The 17,343-nt window shown below is 56.4% G+C and carries 10 protein-coding genes and 6 pseudogenes; 11 read left to right on the top strand and 5 right to left on the bottom strand.

The genetic code is table 11. The features are described from left to right. Window positions 1-704: 704 nt before the first annotated feature. Together AC1DCP_RS25265 and AC1DCP_RS25260 are read left to right on the top strand one after the other, a co-directional pair. The gene (locus tag AC1DCP_RS25265) at window positions 705-1,730 is read left to right on the top strand and encodes a TRAP transporter substrate-binding protein (RefSeq protein ID WP_476774776.1); all 1,026 of its coding nucleotides are present in this window, start codon (window positions 705-707) and stop codon (window positions 1,728-1,730) included. A gap of 171 nt (window positions 1,731-1,901) precedes the next feature. Beyond that, the gene (locus AC1DCP_RS25260) at window positions 1,902-3,764 is read left to right on the top strand and encodes a TRAP transporter large permease (protein ID WP_476774775.1); all 1,863 of its coding nucleotides are present in this window, start codon (window positions 1,902-1,904) and stop codon (window positions 3,762-3,764) included. Between the two features lie 318 nt (window positions 3,765-4,082). Here the strand turns inward: AC1DCP_RS25260 and AC1DCP_RS25255 are convergent, their stop codons facing one another. Beyond that, window positions 4,083-4,478, bottom strand: a complete 396-nt coding sequence (locus tag AC1DCP_RS25255; protein ID WP_476774774.1) for a hypothetical protein — start codon at window positions 4,476-4,478, stop codon at window positions 4,083-4,085. A gap of 361 nt (window positions 4,479-4,839) precedes the next feature. Between AC1DCP_RS25255 and AC1DCP_RS25250 the strand changes: the two genes are divergently transcribed. Together AC1DCP_RS25250 and AC1DCP_RS25245 are read left to right on the top strand one after the other, a co-directional pair. Continuing rightward, window positions 4,840-5,868, top strand: a complete 1,029-nt coding sequence (locus AC1DCP_RS25250) for a LacI family DNA-binding transcriptional regulator (RefSeq protein ID WP_476774773.1) — start codon at window positions 4,840-4,842, stop codon at window positions 5,866-5,868. A 194-nt stretch (window positions 5,869-6,062) separates the two neighbouring features. Continuing rightward, a pseudogene (locus AC1DCP_RS25245) lies at window positions 6,063-6,897 on the top strand (IS3 family transposase); the annotation flags it as partial. A gap of 197 nt (window positions 6,898-7,094) precedes the next feature. Here AC1DCP_RS25245 and AC1DCP_RS25240 read toward each other — a convergent pair. After that, window positions 7,095-8,384 (bottom strand): annotated as a pseudogene (locus tag AC1DCP_RS25240) (IS110 family RNA-guided transposase). Between the two features lie 149 nt (window positions 8,385-8,533). Here AC1DCP_RS25240 and AC1DCP_RS25235 point away from each other — a divergent pair. Beyond that, window positions 8,534-8,914 (top strand): annotated as a pseudogene (locus AC1DCP_RS25235) (integrase core domain-containing protein); the annotation flags it as partial. An 86-nt stretch (window positions 8,915-9,000) separates the two neighbouring features. On the opposite strand, the pseudogene AC1DCP_RS25230 reads toward AC1DCP_RS25235, so the two are convergent. After that, window positions 9,001-9,133: pseudogene (locus tag AC1DCP_RS25230) on the bottom strand (IS5/IS1182 family transposase); the annotation flags it as partial. Between the two features lie 3 nt (window positions 9,134-9,136). Between AC1DCP_RS25230 and AC1DCP_RS25225 the strand changes: the two are divergent. Together AC1DCP_RS25225 and AC1DCP_RS25220 are read left to right on the top strand one after the other, a co-directional pair. Beyond that, window positions 9,137-9,423, top strand: a pseudogene (locus AC1DCP_RS25225) (transposase); the annotation flags it as partial. Between the two features lie 243 nt (window positions 9,424-9,666). Beyond that, window positions 9,667-9,899: pseudogene (locus AC1DCP_RS25220) on the top strand (IS630 family transposase); the annotation flags it as partial. Window positions 9,900-9,949: 50 nt separating this feature from the next. Here AC1DCP_RS25220 and AC1DCP_RS25215 read toward each other — a convergent pair. After that, window positions 9,950-10,396 carry a transposase gene (locus tag AC1DCP_RS25215; protein ID WP_476774772.1) on the bottom strand — a complete coding sequence of 149 codons (447 nt, stop codon included), beginning with the start codon at window positions 10,394-10,396 and terminating at the stop codon, window positions 9,950-9,952. A 466-nt stretch (window positions 10,397-10,862) separates the two neighbouring features. On the opposite strand from AC1DCP_RS25215, the gene AC1DCP_RS25210 reads away from it, so the two are divergent. From AC1DCP_RS25210 to AC1DCP_RS25195, 4 genes are all read left to right on the top strand, one after another. After that, window positions 10,863-12,335, top strand: a complete 1,473-nt coding sequence (locus AC1DCP_RS25210) for an aldehyde dehydrogenase (RefSeq protein WP_476774771.1) — start codon at window positions 10,863-10,865, stop codon at window positions 12,333-12,335. A gap of 249 nt (window positions 12,336-12,584) precedes the next feature. Beyond that, a complete protein-coding gene (locus tag AC1DCP_RS25205; protein WP_476774770.1) occupies window positions 12,585-14,213 on the top strand; it encodes a GMC family oxidoreductase in 1,629 nt (542 codons plus the stop codon). A 325-nt stretch (window positions 14,214-14,538) separates the two neighbouring features. Further along, window positions 14,539-15,195 carry an RraA family protein gene (locus AC1DCP_RS25200; protein WP_476774769.1) on the top strand — a complete coding sequence of 219 codons (657 nt, stop codon included), beginning with the start codon at window positions 14,539-14,541 and terminating at the stop codon, window positions 15,193-15,195. A gap of 23 nt (window positions 15,196-15,218) precedes the next feature. Next, on the top strand, window positions 15,219-15,899 hold the full coding sequence (locus AC1DCP_RS25195) for an RraA family protein (RefSeq protein ID WP_476774768.1): 681 nt from the start codon (window positions 15,219-15,221) through the stop codon (window positions 15,897-15,899). Between the two features lie 344 nt (window positions 15,900-16,243). Here the strand turns inward: AC1DCP_RS25195 and AC1DCP_RS25190 are convergent, their stop codons facing one another. Continuing rightward, window positions 16,244-17,143 (bottom strand): LysR family transcriptional regulator, encoded by a 900-nt coding sequence (locus AC1DCP_RS25190; protein ID WP_476774767.1) that lies wholly within the window; start codon window positions 17,141-17,143, stop codon window positions 16,244-16,246. Window positions 17,144-17,343: the final 200 nt, after the last annotated feature.

Raw genomic sequence — 17,343 nt, 5'->3', positions numbered from 1 at the left:
GAGAACCAAAGGAGACAATAAGCTTCCGCCGCCGGTGGAAAGATGTCCTTCGCAGGACGATGGATGGGGTGAGTTCGCGTGGTTGTCTTGGTACGGTCGTCTATTGCGATCAGGTCGCCGATTAGATTGTTCCGCCCCATTCTTCTGGTCCCATAGTGGGAGGGCCACAAAGGCCGATCCGGGAGAGAAGCGCGATACTGCGAAGCCATCACCACCATAGCTGCGGACAGTCAGAAGGTGCTTGACCTCACCACGCCGAATAGAGAAGACAACCCCATCAACGCTGCTAGAGTGGATTGCGCATTAAAGGGCCGGAAGAAAACACTGATGAATGATCCATGATAGGAAAAACGTATTAGATGGCTTCAAACTTAGGAATGGACCTGTTGCGCCATTCGATCCCACGATACCCTTCACTGCATTTGCAAAGTGATCTTCTAGAGGTCCAAGACAATGAACGCCATCCAGCGCTATCGGCCCCGGTGGCTTCGGCGTTAGGGCTTCTGGTCCCGCCTTGAGAACGTTTCCTTTGTACTGCGGTGAATTAAATGCTTATGCGACGTGCTTGGGTGGTAGGAGGCCGGGCGGCTCGATAGTGGTGATTGAGAGGCGCTGCACCGAGTGGGTTAATGTGAATAATAAGTGGTCCGTGCATTCGGCTCTGTCTGACTGCATTCTGATTCAAAATACTAGGGAGGAGCATCATGAAGACTTCAAACAGCTGCGGCATTACGCGCCGAGGGCTTATCGCCGCGGGAGCAGCGCTACCTTTGGTCACTATCCTCGGATATCCGGCCTCGGCTGCCGAGTTCGAGTTCAAGCTTGCGAATGGGCAGCCTGCAACTCATCCTGTTAACATTCGCGCCCGAGAGGCGCTCGATCGTATTCGCGAGGCGACGAGCGGACGACTCGACATCAAACTGTTTCCGTCCGGTCAGCTAGGATCCGACGCTGATCTAATGTCTCAGGTGCGGAGTGGCGGCATCGAGTTCGCTGTAGCGGCAGACGTAATTTTAGCATCTTTAGTGCCGCTATGCAGCATTTCGAGCATCGGCTTTGCCTTCAAGGACTACGATGCCGTTTGGCGGGCGATGGACGGGGATCTCGGAGATCATATCCGGGCCGGGATCGCGGAAACGTCCGTCACCACCGTATCGAAAATCTGGGATAACGGCTTTCGTCACATCACTTCATCGACGCGCGAAATCAAAACGCCCGACGACATCAAGGGCTTCAAGTTGCGTGTACCGGCGGCGCCGATCCTGACGTCGCTTTTCGCGGCGCTTGGCGCTGCGCCCACAGCGATCAACGTCACCGAGACCTATATGGCTCTGCAGACTAAAATAGTCGAAGGCCAGGAGAATCCGCTACCCACCATAGCCACCAACAAATTTAACGAGGTACAGGAAACCTGCAGCCTCACGGGTCATACATGGGGTGGTGTTTGGATTATTGGCAATAAGCGCGCTCTCCAGCGTCTGCCGGAAGACATTCGAGAGATCGTAGCACAGGAGTTCGACCGCTCTGCCGCAGACCAACGTGCTGACGTCGCAGCGCTCAATGTCACTGCCCGCGGGGAAATGGAAGGAAAAGGTCTCCGTTTCATTGATGTGGATAAGGAACTGTTCCGTCAGTCCTTGGCAAATTCGACTTTCTATAAGGACTGGAAAGAAAAATTTGGGCCGGAAGCATGGACGCTGCTTGAAAAATATTCCGGAGCGCTGGGGTAAGTCTTGAGTTCAATTCAACAGGTTGGATGAACTCCCGGAGGGAGGGCGAGGCCGTAAAAGCGGTATCAAGCAGCATCAGTCGCTGCTTCAACAATAAATGCTTAGGTCCCGGTGGTGCTGCTATTCGCTCTCGGGACTCAGGCAATGACACAAAGCGGAGGATGGAATAACATGGTGGCAGTTAGCATTGATACGGGCCAATTAGAAGGTAATCCCACCCGCCCCAGGGGCGGGTCGGCGCTGCTCAGGCCCATAGAAATGATCGCCTCCGCCATCTTGGTGGCGATCATAGGGCTGCTGCTGACGGGCGTAACCTTCCGCTATGTGCTATCGGCTCCCCTCGTCTGGGTTGATGAGGTCACCGGTTTCGGCTTCCTCTGGCTTGCCATGTTTGGCGCAGCTATCGCTATCGATCGCGATGAGCATCTTCGCCTGAGCTTGTTCGTCAACATGTTGCCGGAAAAACTGCGGGGTTTCTTCGCTGCCTTGGGAACACTTCTCGTGGCGATCTTTCTCATTGGGCTGTTGTGGCCTGCCATCGATTATGTCATCGAGGAGCGCTACATAACCTCGCCGGCGCTTAATATTGCCGCAAGCTGGCGCACGTCTGCGCTCCCTGTTGGTATCGCCCTGATGGCGATACTGTCGCTCAGAGAGACTGTGCGATCCGCCAATGTTCTCGAAATCTTGATGGCAGCTGCCCTTATTTCTGCTGCAGGCGCAACGCTTTGGCTCGCCTCCCCCTTTCTGCCGTCGTTGGGCCAAATCAACATCCTCATTTTCCTCGTGGGCTTCGTTGCCTTCTTTCTTGTAATCGGCGTTCCGATCGCCTTTTGCTTCGGCCTCGGTGCACTCACTTTCCTGACTTTCACGAGCTCAGTGCCGACAATGGTGATGATCGGACGAATCGACGAAGGCATGTCGAGCATTATCCTCGTGTCCGTTCCGATCTTCGTTTTGCTGGGTTGCATCCTGGACGCCACGGGTATGGGAAAGGCCATCGTCGAGTTTCTCGCTTCTATGCTTGGACATGTTAAGGCCGGCATGTCGTATGTTCTTCTCGGCTCTCTCTTCCTTGTATCGGGCATTTCCGGCTCCAAGGTTTCCGATATGGCGACTGTCGCGCCGGCCCTCTTCCCGGAAATGAAACGCCGGGGCCACGAGCCACGGGAGATGATCGCACTTCTTGCTACCGGCGCCGCCATGGCCGATACGGTTCCGCCCTCAATTCTGCTGATCGTTCTCGGATCAGTGGCGGGCGTCTCCATCGCCGGCCTGTTCACCTCCGGTTTCGTAATAGCGATGGTTTTGCTGATCGCTCTCGCCCTCCTCGCGCGCTGGAGGGCGCGGGGTGAATCCATGGATGGTATTCGGCGGCCTTCGCTCCGGACAGTCGGAAAGACGCTTGTCGTTGCTGCTCCTGCACTGCTGCTGCCCTTCATTATTCGAGGTGCTGTGGGTGGCGGGATTGCGACGGCAACGGAGGTCTCCACCATTGCAGTGCTCTACGCCATGATCATCGGAATGGTTTTGTACGGAGGTATTCGCCCTCGCAAGATGTACGCCATGCTAGTGGAAACGGCAGCGCTTTCCGGAGTGATCCTGATCATCCTAGGAACGGCATCGGCCATGGCCTGGACGTTGACGCAGACCGGCTTCGCCTCGCAGATGGCAGCGATGGTAACCGATCTACCCGGGGGATGGGTTTCCTATATGTTGGTTACAATTGGTGTGTTCATACTGCTCGGGAGCGTCCTCGAGGGATTGCCAGCCATTGTCCTTATGGCACCAATCATGTTTCCGATCGCGAAGACCTTAGGCATCAATGACATTCACTATTCTTTGGTGGTGGTGACGGCTCTGAATGTGGGATTGATGGCGCCGCCGATAGGTGTTGGCTTCTACATCGCCTGCAAGATCGGCAACGTCTCCCCAGATGATGCCATGCGAGGCATCTGGCCATATCTGGGCGCACTTCTGGTCGGGCTTTTGGTCATTGCCCTGATCCCAGCTTTATCAACCGCATTCCTGTAAAGAGGTAGATTTGCGCGTTTCCGGTACTCATCCCTCGGGTCCCAAGGCGACCCCGTCGGCGGTCTTACGGCGTCGAATGGACGGCCGATCGGGGCGGTTTGCTTGTCAACATTGGACCGTACGAAGATAGAATCCGAGTTCCCGCCGCTGCTTTGCAAGACAGGCACCGGGTACTCCCTAACGGCAATCGGGTAGTGGAGCCGGCTGTTCTGCTGGATGCCGTTTACAATTTTTGCAGTGACAAGCGAGCAGGTTAAGTTACTGCGGGAAAAGACGAAATTAAATTGCACAGGCGAGCGCGATCAGCGGCTCGTGAGCTTAAAATGTTCGACCGTTTTTCGCTCCCGTCCTGACCAACCGTCGGCGCACTGCGACGCGTGAGCTGAGCGCGTTCAGCCGTTTCTGCTCCGACCAGAGAGGTGCACTCTCCCTTCGTCTCCCTGACACACGCGTCAAGGCACTGAAATGGTAGGTAAGTGCGTTGGCATCATAGGCTGTGTCCGCTAGGAACACTTCGGGATCGACCTGCGCCAGAAGAGGCTTGGCTTGCGCCAGGTTCGGTCTCGGTGAGAGCGCCACCGGACTGCCGAGCTTATCGACCATCACATGAATCTTCGTCGTCAATCTGCCTAGGGACCGACCGATCGCTTGATCCACCCTTTTTTGCGCGCCAGCACTATGCTGGTTGGCGCGCATAATGGTGGAATTCAGCATCAAGAACTCGTTGTCGTGATCGGCAGCCCAGTGTCTGAATAGACGCTCGCAGATGCCGCTTACGCCACATCGGCGCAATCCCATGCGGATGTTTTTTCAGTCTCCGAACGCTCGCGAAGAACTAGCCAAGTTATCCCAGCGCAGTTTTGATAAAGCACCGGTTCCACGAAAAGGCGATTATCCGCAACCGTACCCCAACATGACAATCGTCCCGCAATCCATAACGACGTGCTATAACCAGCCCTCCAGTAGCGGGTCTGTTATGAATCACATAAAACTTTATTTGGGAATCTGAAGCCGTAAGTTATTTTTCTGACGACACGCTCTAGTATCTAAGGGATAAAGCAGGGGAATTTGCCTAATGTCGGAACGTGAGTATCGTAGCAGCGATCAGCCTAGGCCCGTCCGTATGGACGACGTTGCACGCGTGGCGGGGGTTTCGCAAATGACGGTTTCTAGGGCTTTGCGTAGCCCGGACCAAGTGTCAGCTGAGACACGGCGACGGATCACGGAAGCGATGGCATCGGTCGGCTATCTGCACAACAAGATCGCCGGGGGCTTGGCTGCGGAAAAGACCAACATCATCGGGCTAATCACGACGACGCTGCAGAACCCCCTGGTGGCGTCTGTCGCACAGGGCGTTTGCGACACGATCGCAAAGAGCGGATATCAGCTGATGCTCGGCATGGGCGAAGATTCCGAAGCTGAAGAGCGGGTCATTCGCGAATTTCTATCCTATCGTCCAGCTGCGCTTCTGCTACATAGGACGAGCCACACCGGGTCGGCTAGGTCCCTCCTGAGAACGACAGGTCTACCGGTGGTGGAGATGGGTAATCTGGTGGCGCGCCCGATCGACATGGTCGTGAGTCTGTCGAACTTTAGCGCTGCCAAAGCCATGACTGCATATCTGGCCACCAAATACGTCCGTATCGCTTATGTCGGGATGGTCTCCAAGGGCGACGACCGGTTCATGTCGCGCCGGCGAGGCTACTTGGCTGCGTTGCGGGAGGCTGGCATTCAGCCAGATACTGGCACGATACTCGAAGTTCCCTCAACCGGTCCGGGTGGCGGCGGCGACGCACTTGCTAAACTCATGGACGGGCGACCGGATACCCAGGCTGTGTTCTTCGCAAGCGGTGCCCTCGCCAGCGATGCACTGGCCGAATGCAAAGCACGCGGCTGGAAAGTACCGCAGCGACTTGCAATCGCGGGATTTGATGATTACGAATCCGTGATCAGCTCGATGGCCAGCATCACGGCAGTCCGCGTCCCCCGTTACGAGATCGGATCCCGCGCCGCCGAAGTGGTCCTGGCTCGCCTGCGCGGTGACCAGGACGTTCCCAAGCGAACAGAATTTGCATTCGAGATAATCCGGCGGGGAAGCACCTAAACCGCCACGGGCGTTGCCAGCAGTCCCCCGGGACAGCGTCGATCGTAACCGGAACCTGTTGAACAGACGAGCGACACCTCGTATGGCGCAGGGTGCCATGCCCAATTAGGATACAAATTGCAACAGCCATAATGACCTGCCACTGAGAATTTCCTTCAGAATGGATTAGCGTCCGGCCTATTAAGGACGGACGAATGAAGAAGCAGCGATTTACGGAAGAGCAGATTATTGCGGTGCTGAAGGAGCAGGAGGCTGGCGCGAAGGCGGCCGACCTCTGCCGCAAGCACGGGATTTCAGAAGCGACGTTTTACAATTGGAAAGCCAAATACGGCGGCATGGAGGTCTCCGAGGCAAAGCGGCTGAAGGCGCTTTAGGATGAGAATGCCAAGCTGAAGAAACTGCTGGCCGAGCAGATGCTTGACGTCGCCGCGCTCCGCGAGCTTCTTGCAAAAAATGGTAGGGCCTGCCGCCAAGCGTGAAGCCGTCACGCATCTGAAGGCCGTCATGGGTCTTTCGGAGCATCGGGCCTGCCAGATCATATCCGCCGACCGCAAGACGATCCGTTATCGGTCCAGTCGACCGCCGGAGGTCGATCTGCGAGCGAAGCTGCGCGACCTCGCCAACGAGCGGCGGCGCTTCGGCTACCGTCGGCTGTTCATCCTGCTTCGGCGGGATGGAGAGCCGTGCGGCGTCAATCGCATCTACCGCCTCTATCGCGAGGAAGGGATTTCAGTTCGCAAGCGAAAAGCTCGGCGGCGTGCTGTCGGCACGCGTGCACCGATCCTGGTTGAAGCGAAGGCCAATGCCCGGTGGTCGTTGGACTTCGTCCACGACCAGTTCGCCTGCGGCAGACGATTCCGGGTCCTCAATGTCGTTGATGACGTGACGCGCGAATGCCTGGCAGCGATACCGGACACGTCGATCTCCGGCCGTCGTGTTGCTCGCGAGCTGACGACGCTGATCGAACGGCGCGGCAAGCCAGGAATGATTGTCTCCGACAACGTCCTAAGTGCGGAAGGAAATGGGCTTGGCAGGCAAAGTTTCTCTGTTCGTCAGCATGCTCACGCTGCATGACGCTCGTCAAGTCACATCGTCGAACCAGGCGGCTTCCACTGGCAAGGGAAAAGGTCTCGTCCATAGCAAACACAGGGTCCATCATTTTGGCCCTCACCGTCCTTAACACGAGCTTCTGTTCCAGGTGGAAGACCCAAGCATTGTCTACAGGGTCATTCGAAGGATGCCCTCACGGCTCTAACTGACAGAGGTTCTTCCACCTGGTACCCGCCCTTCAACGAAGGGCCGGTAATCCGAACCGCTTTTGACGACGGCGTGTACGACACGCGCCATCTTGGCGGTAATAGCGGTCATTGCCTTGCGGCGGAGATCGGGATTGTCACGATCTCTCGCGATGTAGCGTTCGAATTTATGTTGGAAGCCGTTCTCACGCTGGCGGATGGCAACTTGCCCAGCAATCCACAGGGTTCGTTGCAGCCGCGCGTTGCCGAATTTGGAAAGTCGGGTCTGGCCGCGATACTGGCCCGATTGCTTTGTCGACAGATCCAGCCCGCAGAATTTGAGAAACTGACGGTGATGATGAAAGCGGCGCAGGTCCCCAGCCTCCGCAATGATCGTTAGCGCGTTGATCGGACCGATCCCAGGAATCTGCCGCAGGATCTGATAATCACGGCTGTTTCGCAGCAAATCATCGGCCTGTGCTTCGATCTCGTTGCGTTGGCGGATCAGGCTGCGGGCTTCGGCGACAACCATCCGAAACATGCGAATTGCAGGCGCATCCAGCGGCAATGGCAAGCCAATCGAGGTGCGGGCAGTCTCATAAATATCCATTAAAATCTGTGACTTGCTCACTTTCCTGCCGACAACATCCCATGCCGCTTCGACGAACTTCTCCTTCGTCAGTGTCGTGATGCTCGATGGTGTGGGGAAGGCGTCGAGGAACGCGAAGAACCAGTCGCTCCGACTGTTACCCCGGAAACGCTCGATCTCTGGAAAATACAGCGGCAGGTAATGCGTCAGGATGCGATGTTGGATCTCGGTCTTGGCGTTAGCAATGGCTTCGTGTGTCTTCGACAATTCTTGAACGTCGTTGATGCCAGCACGCAAGGGATCATGATAGACCTGAGTCGAGTGGATCCTCAACATGTGTAGGATCACCTGGGCATCCTTGGGGGATCGTTTTTGTCCCAACTGTTGTGCAAGGCTTCTCGCATGCGGGCAAGCGCTAGCGACGACACTAACCGCGTTTCGAAGCCGGCTTCCACCAACCGCCAGGCGATCGGACGATGATAGTTACCCGTTGCCTCAAAGGCGCAGACCACCGGTCGGTCATATGATTGCAAAATCGCGATCAGATGGTCATGTTCTGCACGCGTATTGAGAACAGATAACGGACGGCGGCGTTTATGGCCGGGTGCTTCGATCAACACTTCATTGCGAACCTTGGCGATGTCGATGGCTACCAACACAGCATCGGCAGGTATAGAATTCTGACTGGTCATGGTCGGTCTCTCCGGAATGAGTTGTGAACACTCACATTCTAGAGGTACTTCGACTGGCCATGGCCACCTCGAACGATGCGCGCTTGCAGCAAAAAAGCTGCGCGCACCGTTCCCTCGGTGGCTCCAGTTCTTCCTTCCGTAGGTGCTACGGCACCGAACTCACTTCGAATGCCATCCTTGCCTGGTCGAAGGATCACAAGGTCGAGTGGCACTACATCGCGCCGGGAAGACCGATGCAGAATGGCTATGTCGAGAGTTTCAACGGACGTATGCGCGACGAGTTGCTCAACGAGAGCCTGTTCTTCGGCCTCGAACATGCCCGAAGCGCCATTGTTGAATGGGCGGATGATTACAATCATTTCCGGCCGCACTCATCGCTCGGATACCAGACCCCGGCAGACTATGCCGGGATCATCGCCGCAACCGGCTCCAACGCTGCGCGAGATGAAAGCTTCGCGTTTCCGCCGGTTGCTGACACCGCGCCATTTGGCGTATTAAAAACCGCCGAGGCTCTGATCGCAGCCGGATGAAAGTTCAGTGGCAGGTCAATAAGTGCACAAGGAAAACAAGCTATAAAAGGCCTCAGAGTTGGTGCGGAAATTTTACAACTCGAAAAAAGCCTTCGCCGCATGAGGCGGATTGATGCCAGTTTGAGGATGACGGGCGCGTTGCGCGACAAGTTTTTGAAGTTTTTAACCAGTCGGCGGCATCGCCCCAGCCGAACACGTCCACTCTGCGACCCAGCGCCGTGTGGCCAGCTCGATCTCGATCCGCAAAAAAGCTGATCTTCACAGACGGGACCGGTCTTTCGCCGAAGATGGCACGTCTGCGTGGACGCGCAATTCGCGGCGAGCATTGTCGAGCTGGCGTGCCCCATGGTCATTGGTGGAAAACAACGACATTTACCGGCGCCCTGCGCCTGACCGGCATGCCCGCGCCGTTTGTCTACGAAGGAGCGGTGAACGGCAACGTCTTCCTGGCCTATGTTGAGCAGGTGTTGCTACCGACCCTTCAGCCCGGGGATATTGTCGTCATGGACATGTGTGGATGCCCCCGTTTGTGCAAGAAAAAATCTTTTGAAGAGCAAGGAGCGTGGTCGGGTGCTGACATGGCTTCTTTCGAAACAATACAGATCCAGGCGCATCTGCACCGTGCACCTGGAACACGTTCTTCGCCAGATCCAATCCGATTGTGTTTACTTCCAACATGGACGCCTCCGTTCAAATGATGATCGACACCCCACTCTGCCACAGTGATGCCGTGAGGGGGCGTCCACCCCATCAATCTGCCCGCGCACAAAACGGCCGGGGTGCGCGAGGCCATCGAGCGCAAGCCCTACAGTCCCGACTCCAACCCCATTGAAAATGCCTTCTCAAAGTCGAAGGCCATGTGGCGGGCTCGGGCAGAGAGAAAGATCGATGCCCTTTGTGGGATGCGGTCGGCGTATTGATGCCCCGCTTCACGCCGATAGAATGCGCAAACTACTTCAGAGGTGCTGGATATGACCCGGATTGAACAGGATCTGCTCTGAATGTCGGTCGGACAAACCAGTGCGTGCAGCAGACCTACCGTGTCGACAAGGATATGCCGCTTCCTCCTTGCACGCTACCCGCAGGGGTCGATGCAAAGCACACTTTTTCCTTTGCCTTTGACGCTCTGGCTGTCGATGGTCGCCGCCGTCGGACGACCTCCCCGCCCATCGCCTCGCGGTATTCACGTACAGATCCCCATGAATGCAGCCGAGAGTGCCCTGTCAGTTCCACCGTTCGAAATCGCTGAACAGCGTTCTTTAGCGACAGGTCTTTCGGCATGGCTCGCCAATGGCAGCCCGTGCGGAGAACATAAATCAGGTCGTCGATGACGTCGTCCAGATCGACCTCACTCTTGCGGCCGCCACGCTTGGCTGGCGGGATCAAAGGCTCAACCAGCACCCGTTCCGCATCCGTCAAATTGTCCGCATAGCGCACTAGGTTATATTCCCCTCGGTTCGTCGTCATCCACGTCGTTTCCATGTCCGCGTCGAGTTAAATTAGTTAGAGAGAATCACAACTGATTTATGTTGTTTAACTTATTTATGGTCCGACACGTAGACGTACGGGATGATCGCTGAATGAACGCTTTCGAGGTTAATTGGCACGGCGATCTTACAGCCAGATCGGTTTGCCGGCTTTACTTCCACTGAAAACGTTCCGCACAAATTCACTTGCGGGACATGCTCGCATCGATTATGTTTGCGTAATCATTTTATGGGAAAATCTTCCCGAACTTTGGCACCTCTAACCCCATTGCTAACGGGCGGGGGCGCTGCAGGAAGTGAAGCGCACGGAGCAGCTCAACACGGAGGAAGAGCTAAGGCGTGTTGCTCATCGGCGGTGACGCTCCTTGAGCGGCCTATTGCCGAGTGTCTCGGTAAGATGAGTTAGGTTTAGTGCGCCAGGATGCCGGAAATGCAGGCGCTTCTGCGGAGGAAGAAAAGTCATGAAGCACTATCAAATGTTCATAGGTGGGCGTTGGGTCGAGGGCTCAAAAGGCGAGCGCTTTGATACAAGCGATCCTTACACTGGAAAACCTTGGGCAACTATCGCACGCGGTACCGAAGCAGATGCAGCGCTCGCCGTTGAAGCCGCCCACTCGGCAATGCGTGCCGGCACATGGGCAGCTATGTCGGCCAGTGCACGGGGCGCACTGATACGTCGTCTCGGAGATGCGATCGCCGAGAAAGCAGATTTTCTAGGCGAGCTAGAAACCCGTGACAACGGTAAGCTGATTTCAGAGATGAGACTGCAGGTTCGCTATCTCCCGCAGTTCTGCTACTATTATGCCGGTCTAGCGGATAAAATCGAGGGAACCGCACCTCCGGCAGAACGTCATGGATACTTCAACTATACACGCAACGAGCCCATCGGCGTTGTCGTGGCTATTACGCCTTGGAACTCTCCGCTGTTCCAGGCGGTGATGAAGGTTACGACGGCGCTCGCTGCTGGTTGTTCCGTGGTCGTGAAGCCGTCGGAATTCACTTCTGCATCGACGCTGGAACTCGCAAGGCTGGTTGAGGCGGTCGGCTTCCCGCCGGGCGTGTTCAACGTTGTATGTGGTTATGGCAAGGACGTAGGCGACGCGCTCGTCCGGCATCCTAAGACGGCGAAGATATCCTTCACCGGCAGCGAGAACGCGGGACGCACGGTCTACGAGGCGGCGGCGGGCGACTTCAAGTCCGTTACGCTGGAGCTCGGTGGCAAGTCGCCGAACATCGTCTTCGCGGACGCCAATATCGAGGACGCTTTGAAAGGAGCGGTCTCCGGCATCTTTGCCGCCTCTGGACAAACTTGCATCGCTGGCTCGCGCCTGCTCCTGCAGGAATCGATCCATGACCAATTCGTTGAACGCTTGCTCGCCTTCGCGAAAACCGTGCGGATTGGCAATCCCATGTTGGAGGACACCCAGATGGGACCGGTGGCTACGCCGCCCCAGTTCAAGAAAATTCTCGACTACATCGACGTGGCCAAATCCGAGGGCGCGGAACTTGTACTTGGCGGAGGATCATCCGATGCCGGGGAGTGGTTCATCCAACCGACAATTTTCACAAACGTCGATAACAGCATGCGCATCGCACAACAGGAGGTTTTCGGCCCCGTACTCTCTGTCATCAAGTTTCGTGATCAGGATGAGGCAATCGCCATCGCCAACGACACGATGTATGGCCTCGCCGCCGGGGTATGGACTCAGGACATACGGCGCATGTTTACCATGGCCAACGCGATTGAGGCCGGTACGGTCTGGATCAATACGTACCGTGATGCCAGCTATACGATGCCTTTTGGCGGTTACAAGAACTCGGGTGTGGGTTTTGAAAACGGAATCAGTTCAATCCGGCAATATCTCAAGACCAAGAGCGTGTGGATCAACTACGACTCCGAAGTCCCCAACCCGTTTGTTATGCGCCTGAACTGAGGGGCTTGGCCAGCTCCGGTCGAACACTGCAAAAAGAGACCCGTTGCCCATTCACGGCAAAATCGACGAATGAGTGCGGATCGACATCTGCGGTAACGTGACATTCAATCTATTTAGATAGGTCGCGGCATTGACGTTACTTGCCGGGGCATGCGAGGCTTCTTTGACAAGAAGGCCCCTGCCTGCCCCAATTGAAGCTGAGGAAGAACGGACCCCTAGTCTCCTCGATAATCGGTACGCAGGACCCTTATGAAAAGTGCAGAACAACGTTTCACGTATATCATCGTCGGAGCTGGCTCAGCCGGCTGCGTACTAGCGAACCGACTTTCCGAAGATCCTTCCAATACGGTCTGCCTGATCGAGGCGGGACCGGTCGATCGCAATCCGCTGATTCACGTGCCCCTTGGCATTATGCGGCTACTCAAACATCCGCGCCTGAACTGGAATTTTACCACTACCCCACAGACCCACGCCAGCAACCGCAAGATCGCGATTCCACGTGGCAAAACGCTTGGTGGGTCGAGCTCGATCAATGGCATGGTCTACACGCGGGGCGATCCCACGGACTATGACGACTGGGCGAACCTCGGGAACCCGGGTTGGTCATTTCGAGAGTTACTGCCTTACTTTCGACGCTCCGAGAACAACCGGGATTTCCGCGATTCGGTCTACCACGGTACCGATGGCCCAATTGAGGTCGGGTTTCTCGACCGGTACAATCCGTTGTCCGAGGTCTTTTTCCAGGCGGGAGAGGCACTGCAGTATCACCGCAACGAGGATTTCTGCGGCGAGACGCACGAAGGCTTTGGGCGACGCCAGGCGTCAATCGCGCGCGGCCGCCGCTGTTCCACGTCCACGGCATATCTAGCGCCCGCGCGCCACCGCCCGAACCTGCATATACTCACCGGCGCCCTCGCCCGCCGAGTGGTCATCGAAGACGGCCGCGCCGTAGGTGTAGAGATTGAGACTGGTGGTGAGGTTCGCTTAGTGGAGTCCGGCCGCGAGGTAATCCTATCCGCCGGGGCGATCGGCTCCCCGCATCTTCTGTTACTGTCCGGGGTTGGCGATGCAGACGATCTGCGCAAAAAAGGAATCGAGGTAAAGCATCACCTCCCCGGAGTCGGGCGAAATCTCCGGGACCACATCGCGGCTCCGATCCAGTACACAAGCCCAAGCACTGTGCCCTACGGGTTGTCTTGGAAGACTTTGCCTCGGCTCGCCTGGGATGTCCTGTCCTACCCGTTCACCGGACGGGGACTGCTCGCCAACAACATTCTTCATTCCGGCGCCTTTATCCGCAGCCAGCCCGGTCTAGCCCGCCCAGACGTCCAACTCATATTCGTCCCCGCGCTTCGGGACAAGGCGGGGCGCATGGGTCGCGGATTTGGCTTCGGCATGCTAAGTGTGCTTTTGCGCCCGAAGAGCATAGGCCGCGTATTCCTCCTAAGCGCCGACCCAAAGGCCGCACCTGGAGTTGATCCCAACTTGCTTGCTGAGCCCGAGGATGTCGAAACCGTTGTGCGGGGCCTGCGCATCGCCAGACGGCTAGTCGAGACCGAGCCATTCGCTCCTTATCGCGGATTGGAGATAGACCCGGGCCGCGACGTAGAACGCGCGGATGATATGACAGCTTATGTGCGCGAAAACTCACACACCGCGTATCACCCGGTCGGCACCTGCGCGATGGGTCCAGGAAAAGAAGCTGTAGTAGACAGCGAATTGAGGGTTTACGGGATCAAAGGGCTTCGGGTCGCCGATGCTTCGATAATGCCCACTCTGCTCGGAGGCAATACCAACGGCCCTACAATTATGGTCGGCGAGAAAGCGGCTGACATGATTCTTGGGAAGCAGCCACTGGCAGCAGACCCTTTGCCTTGAAACTCATTGGTACGCTCAAACGGCTCGGCTTACTGTTCGCCGGAGTGGAGGTCGCCGTCTCCGCTTAGAATCGATGAAGCCGTGTGCTTCTTGGAAGAGGCTGTTCCTGAAGAGGCCTTCTCTACGGCCGGCATAGCAGTCCGGCAGGCCCGCGCAAGGCGAACGGGCTGGAGCTGTCAAGCAGATAAACGGACTATCATTGCAGTAATTCAGCCTCCTCCGCGGGGCATTGGTACAGATTTGCTATCAAAGATATATGAACTACGAATTTTACTTCCCTGTCGGCCCACAACACATTTGCGGTCCATCGATTCTGGAGGTTTTCATGACAAACACGCTACTCGCCCGCCTTGCTTCGCTAGATACGAACACCGTCTCTGATGCGCTGGACTTCCTCGGCCTTCCTGGTGCCACCTATGGTCTTAGGCCGCTGTGGAATTGCCCGAAGATTGTCGGCCGGGCGAGCACAATCCAAATCGGAGCGAAGACCGACGACACACTGACGCCGCATCTCATTACGCCCGTCATCGCTTCGATCACCACCGACGACCGCATCCTCGTGATCGCCGGTGGCCTCGAAGGCATTTCCTCCTGGGGCGACATCATCGCAAACGCCGCGACGGTCAAAAAAGTGCGAGGGACCATTATCGATGGTGTCAGCCGGGACATCGAGGGCAGCGAGTCCATCGGCTATCCGGTCTACGGTCGCGGCGTAACCATGATCAGCGGCCGCAATCGTGTCGTGCAGCTCGGTTCCGGCACCCCGATCGAGGTCGCCGGCGTGACGGTAAGTGAAGGGGATTACGTAATCGCCGACCGCTGCGGGACGGTTTTCGTGCCGGCCGCACGTATTGAAGAAGCGCTTGATCTTGGAGAGCGCATAGCCAAGCGACAGGACGGTATGGTGAGAGAGGTCCGGTCCGGACGTTCTGTCGCGGACGTGATGCACGATAAGGAATTCGAAGCCATTCGTCACCAGTGACCACACCTTCAGGAGCAATACAGATGAACAATCCAAAAAGCGCCAGTTCCGAGGATCAGGAACTCGTTGCACTCTTCGTCGGCCTCGACACGCCAGGTGTTTCCGATGCGCTGGACAAGCTCGGCATTCACGGGCAGGCGATGGGGATCGGGCCACTCGCCAATTACACCAAGGTCACAGTAGGCCCTGCATACACGGTGAAATACGTGCCCGCTGCCGTGCCTCCGGGTAGTGTAGGTGATTTCATCGATGATGTGGCCGAGGGAGACATCATTGTCATCGATAATGATGGACGCACCGACTGCACGGTATGGGGCGACATCATGACTCAGTATGCCGGACTACGCGCCATCGCGGCTACGGTCATCGACGGCGTCTGCCGCGACGTCGGCAAGGCGCTTGCGGACGGCTATCCTTTGTTCACGGCAGGCCGCTTCATGCGAACCGGGAAAGACCGAGTTCAGGTGGAATCGGTCAACGCCACGGTCGGGATCGGTACAGTCCGCGTTGCATCCCGCGATATTGTAGTTGCTGACGCAAACGGTGTGGTGATCGTACCGAGGGCCCGCGCCCGTGAGGTCGCGGAAGCAGCCCACAAGATAGAAACCACCGAGGCAGCAATCCGCGAGCAAATCGCGAAGGGAGCGACGATCGGTGAGGCGCGTGCATCACTTGGCTACCACAATCTGCAGCGAAAGGCTTGAGTATCATGACGACTGACAATGTCACGCGGACCTGCAGGGTGTTCGTCGCATCCGCGACCTCGATCACTGTAATCGCTCGAATATGAATCTGGCTCCGGATCGACCTTCGGTTTTTTTGCGAAACAACCATGATCGTGCGGGCGCATGCAACTCGGTCGAAGTGCGCCAGCCCGGAAAATGACCTGAGGGGTGTGCGGGAGGCACAACTTCAAAGCCAAAGTACCGGGTCCGGCAGGATGGTTTGCAATTGTTCGAAGTCGTTTAGATGAACGTTCGGAAGGTTGGCTGCAGTTTCACTCAAGGTGTTTAAATGTTTTCATTCCAGCGTTGCCGTCGTGATTTGATCAGTGCGCAGGTTCGACAGACATACCAATCAGTGTGTCGATAAATTCATTGCTGCGTGTTTTTTTTGTAATGATGGATATGGTGGCGATGTCGCATCTCTGCGCGATCGGCTTGTAGATGACTTTGTACAGCGCAGGTAATGCACGCGCGTAGGTGCTGGGAATCAAAGCTACTCCTTGACCACAGCCGACCATGGCGTTTTGCGCGGAAATCGACCTACATTCACTCAAGGTGCGAGGCGTGTATCCGGCAGACGAGCAGAGTGAGATAATGCTGTCAAAGAACTCAGGAGCAGTCTGACGAGGAAAAAGGATCAAAGACTCCTCTTTCAGGTTCGCGAGGTCGATCTTAGTGTGTGCGCTGAACGGATGGCTATCCGTTAACGCCACGACAAGATCGTCTTTCTTCACGAGCTGGACATCCAGTTTTTCTGGACCACGCGTGAGGCGTGCGTAGGCAGCATCAAGTTCGCCTGACTCAACCAACTCAAGCGCCTGGTAGCTATCGATCTCAACAATTGACAACGACAGGTCCGGGAAGGTCTGGCGCAATTTTTCCACGATCGGGGGTAAGATATTTTCTATGACCGAGAGGATCGCGCCGATCCGCAACTCGCTGGCTTTGCCGTCTTTCGCGGCGCGAACCATTCCATCGACGCGAGCAGCGTGGTCAATGAAGCGGCGGACCGTGGGGAGAATCGCGGCGCCATGGACTGACAGGATCGTGCCGCGTCGTGACCGATCGAAAAGCTTAACGCCCAAGGCATGCTCTAAAAGCTGGATCTGCTGTGTCAGGGGCGGTTGCGACATACCCAGCCGAACCGCCGCCCTGCCAAAATGGCCTTCTTCGGCGACAATCAAAAAGGCATGTAAGTGGCGGACCAAACGAAAATCGATCATGCTCATAGCATCAGCATATCAACGGCCTTTGTCAATCGTAATTGACATATGAAAGGCCCCGATTAGACTAAGCTTTGAAGATATCGTGACGCTGGTGCGTCAATCGAAGAAAGCGTGTTTTCACGTTTGGTTGGCATCCAGAATGGCGGCACGCGAACAGCTGCGAGAGCGGTTTTTTCATCATTCATCGCTGTGTCGTG

The organism is Agrobacterium sp. 10T429 (assembly GCF_056393925.1).
The sequence above is the reverse complement of the archived record's forward strand: the minus strand, read 5'-3'. Positions and strand labels throughout refer to the sequence as shown.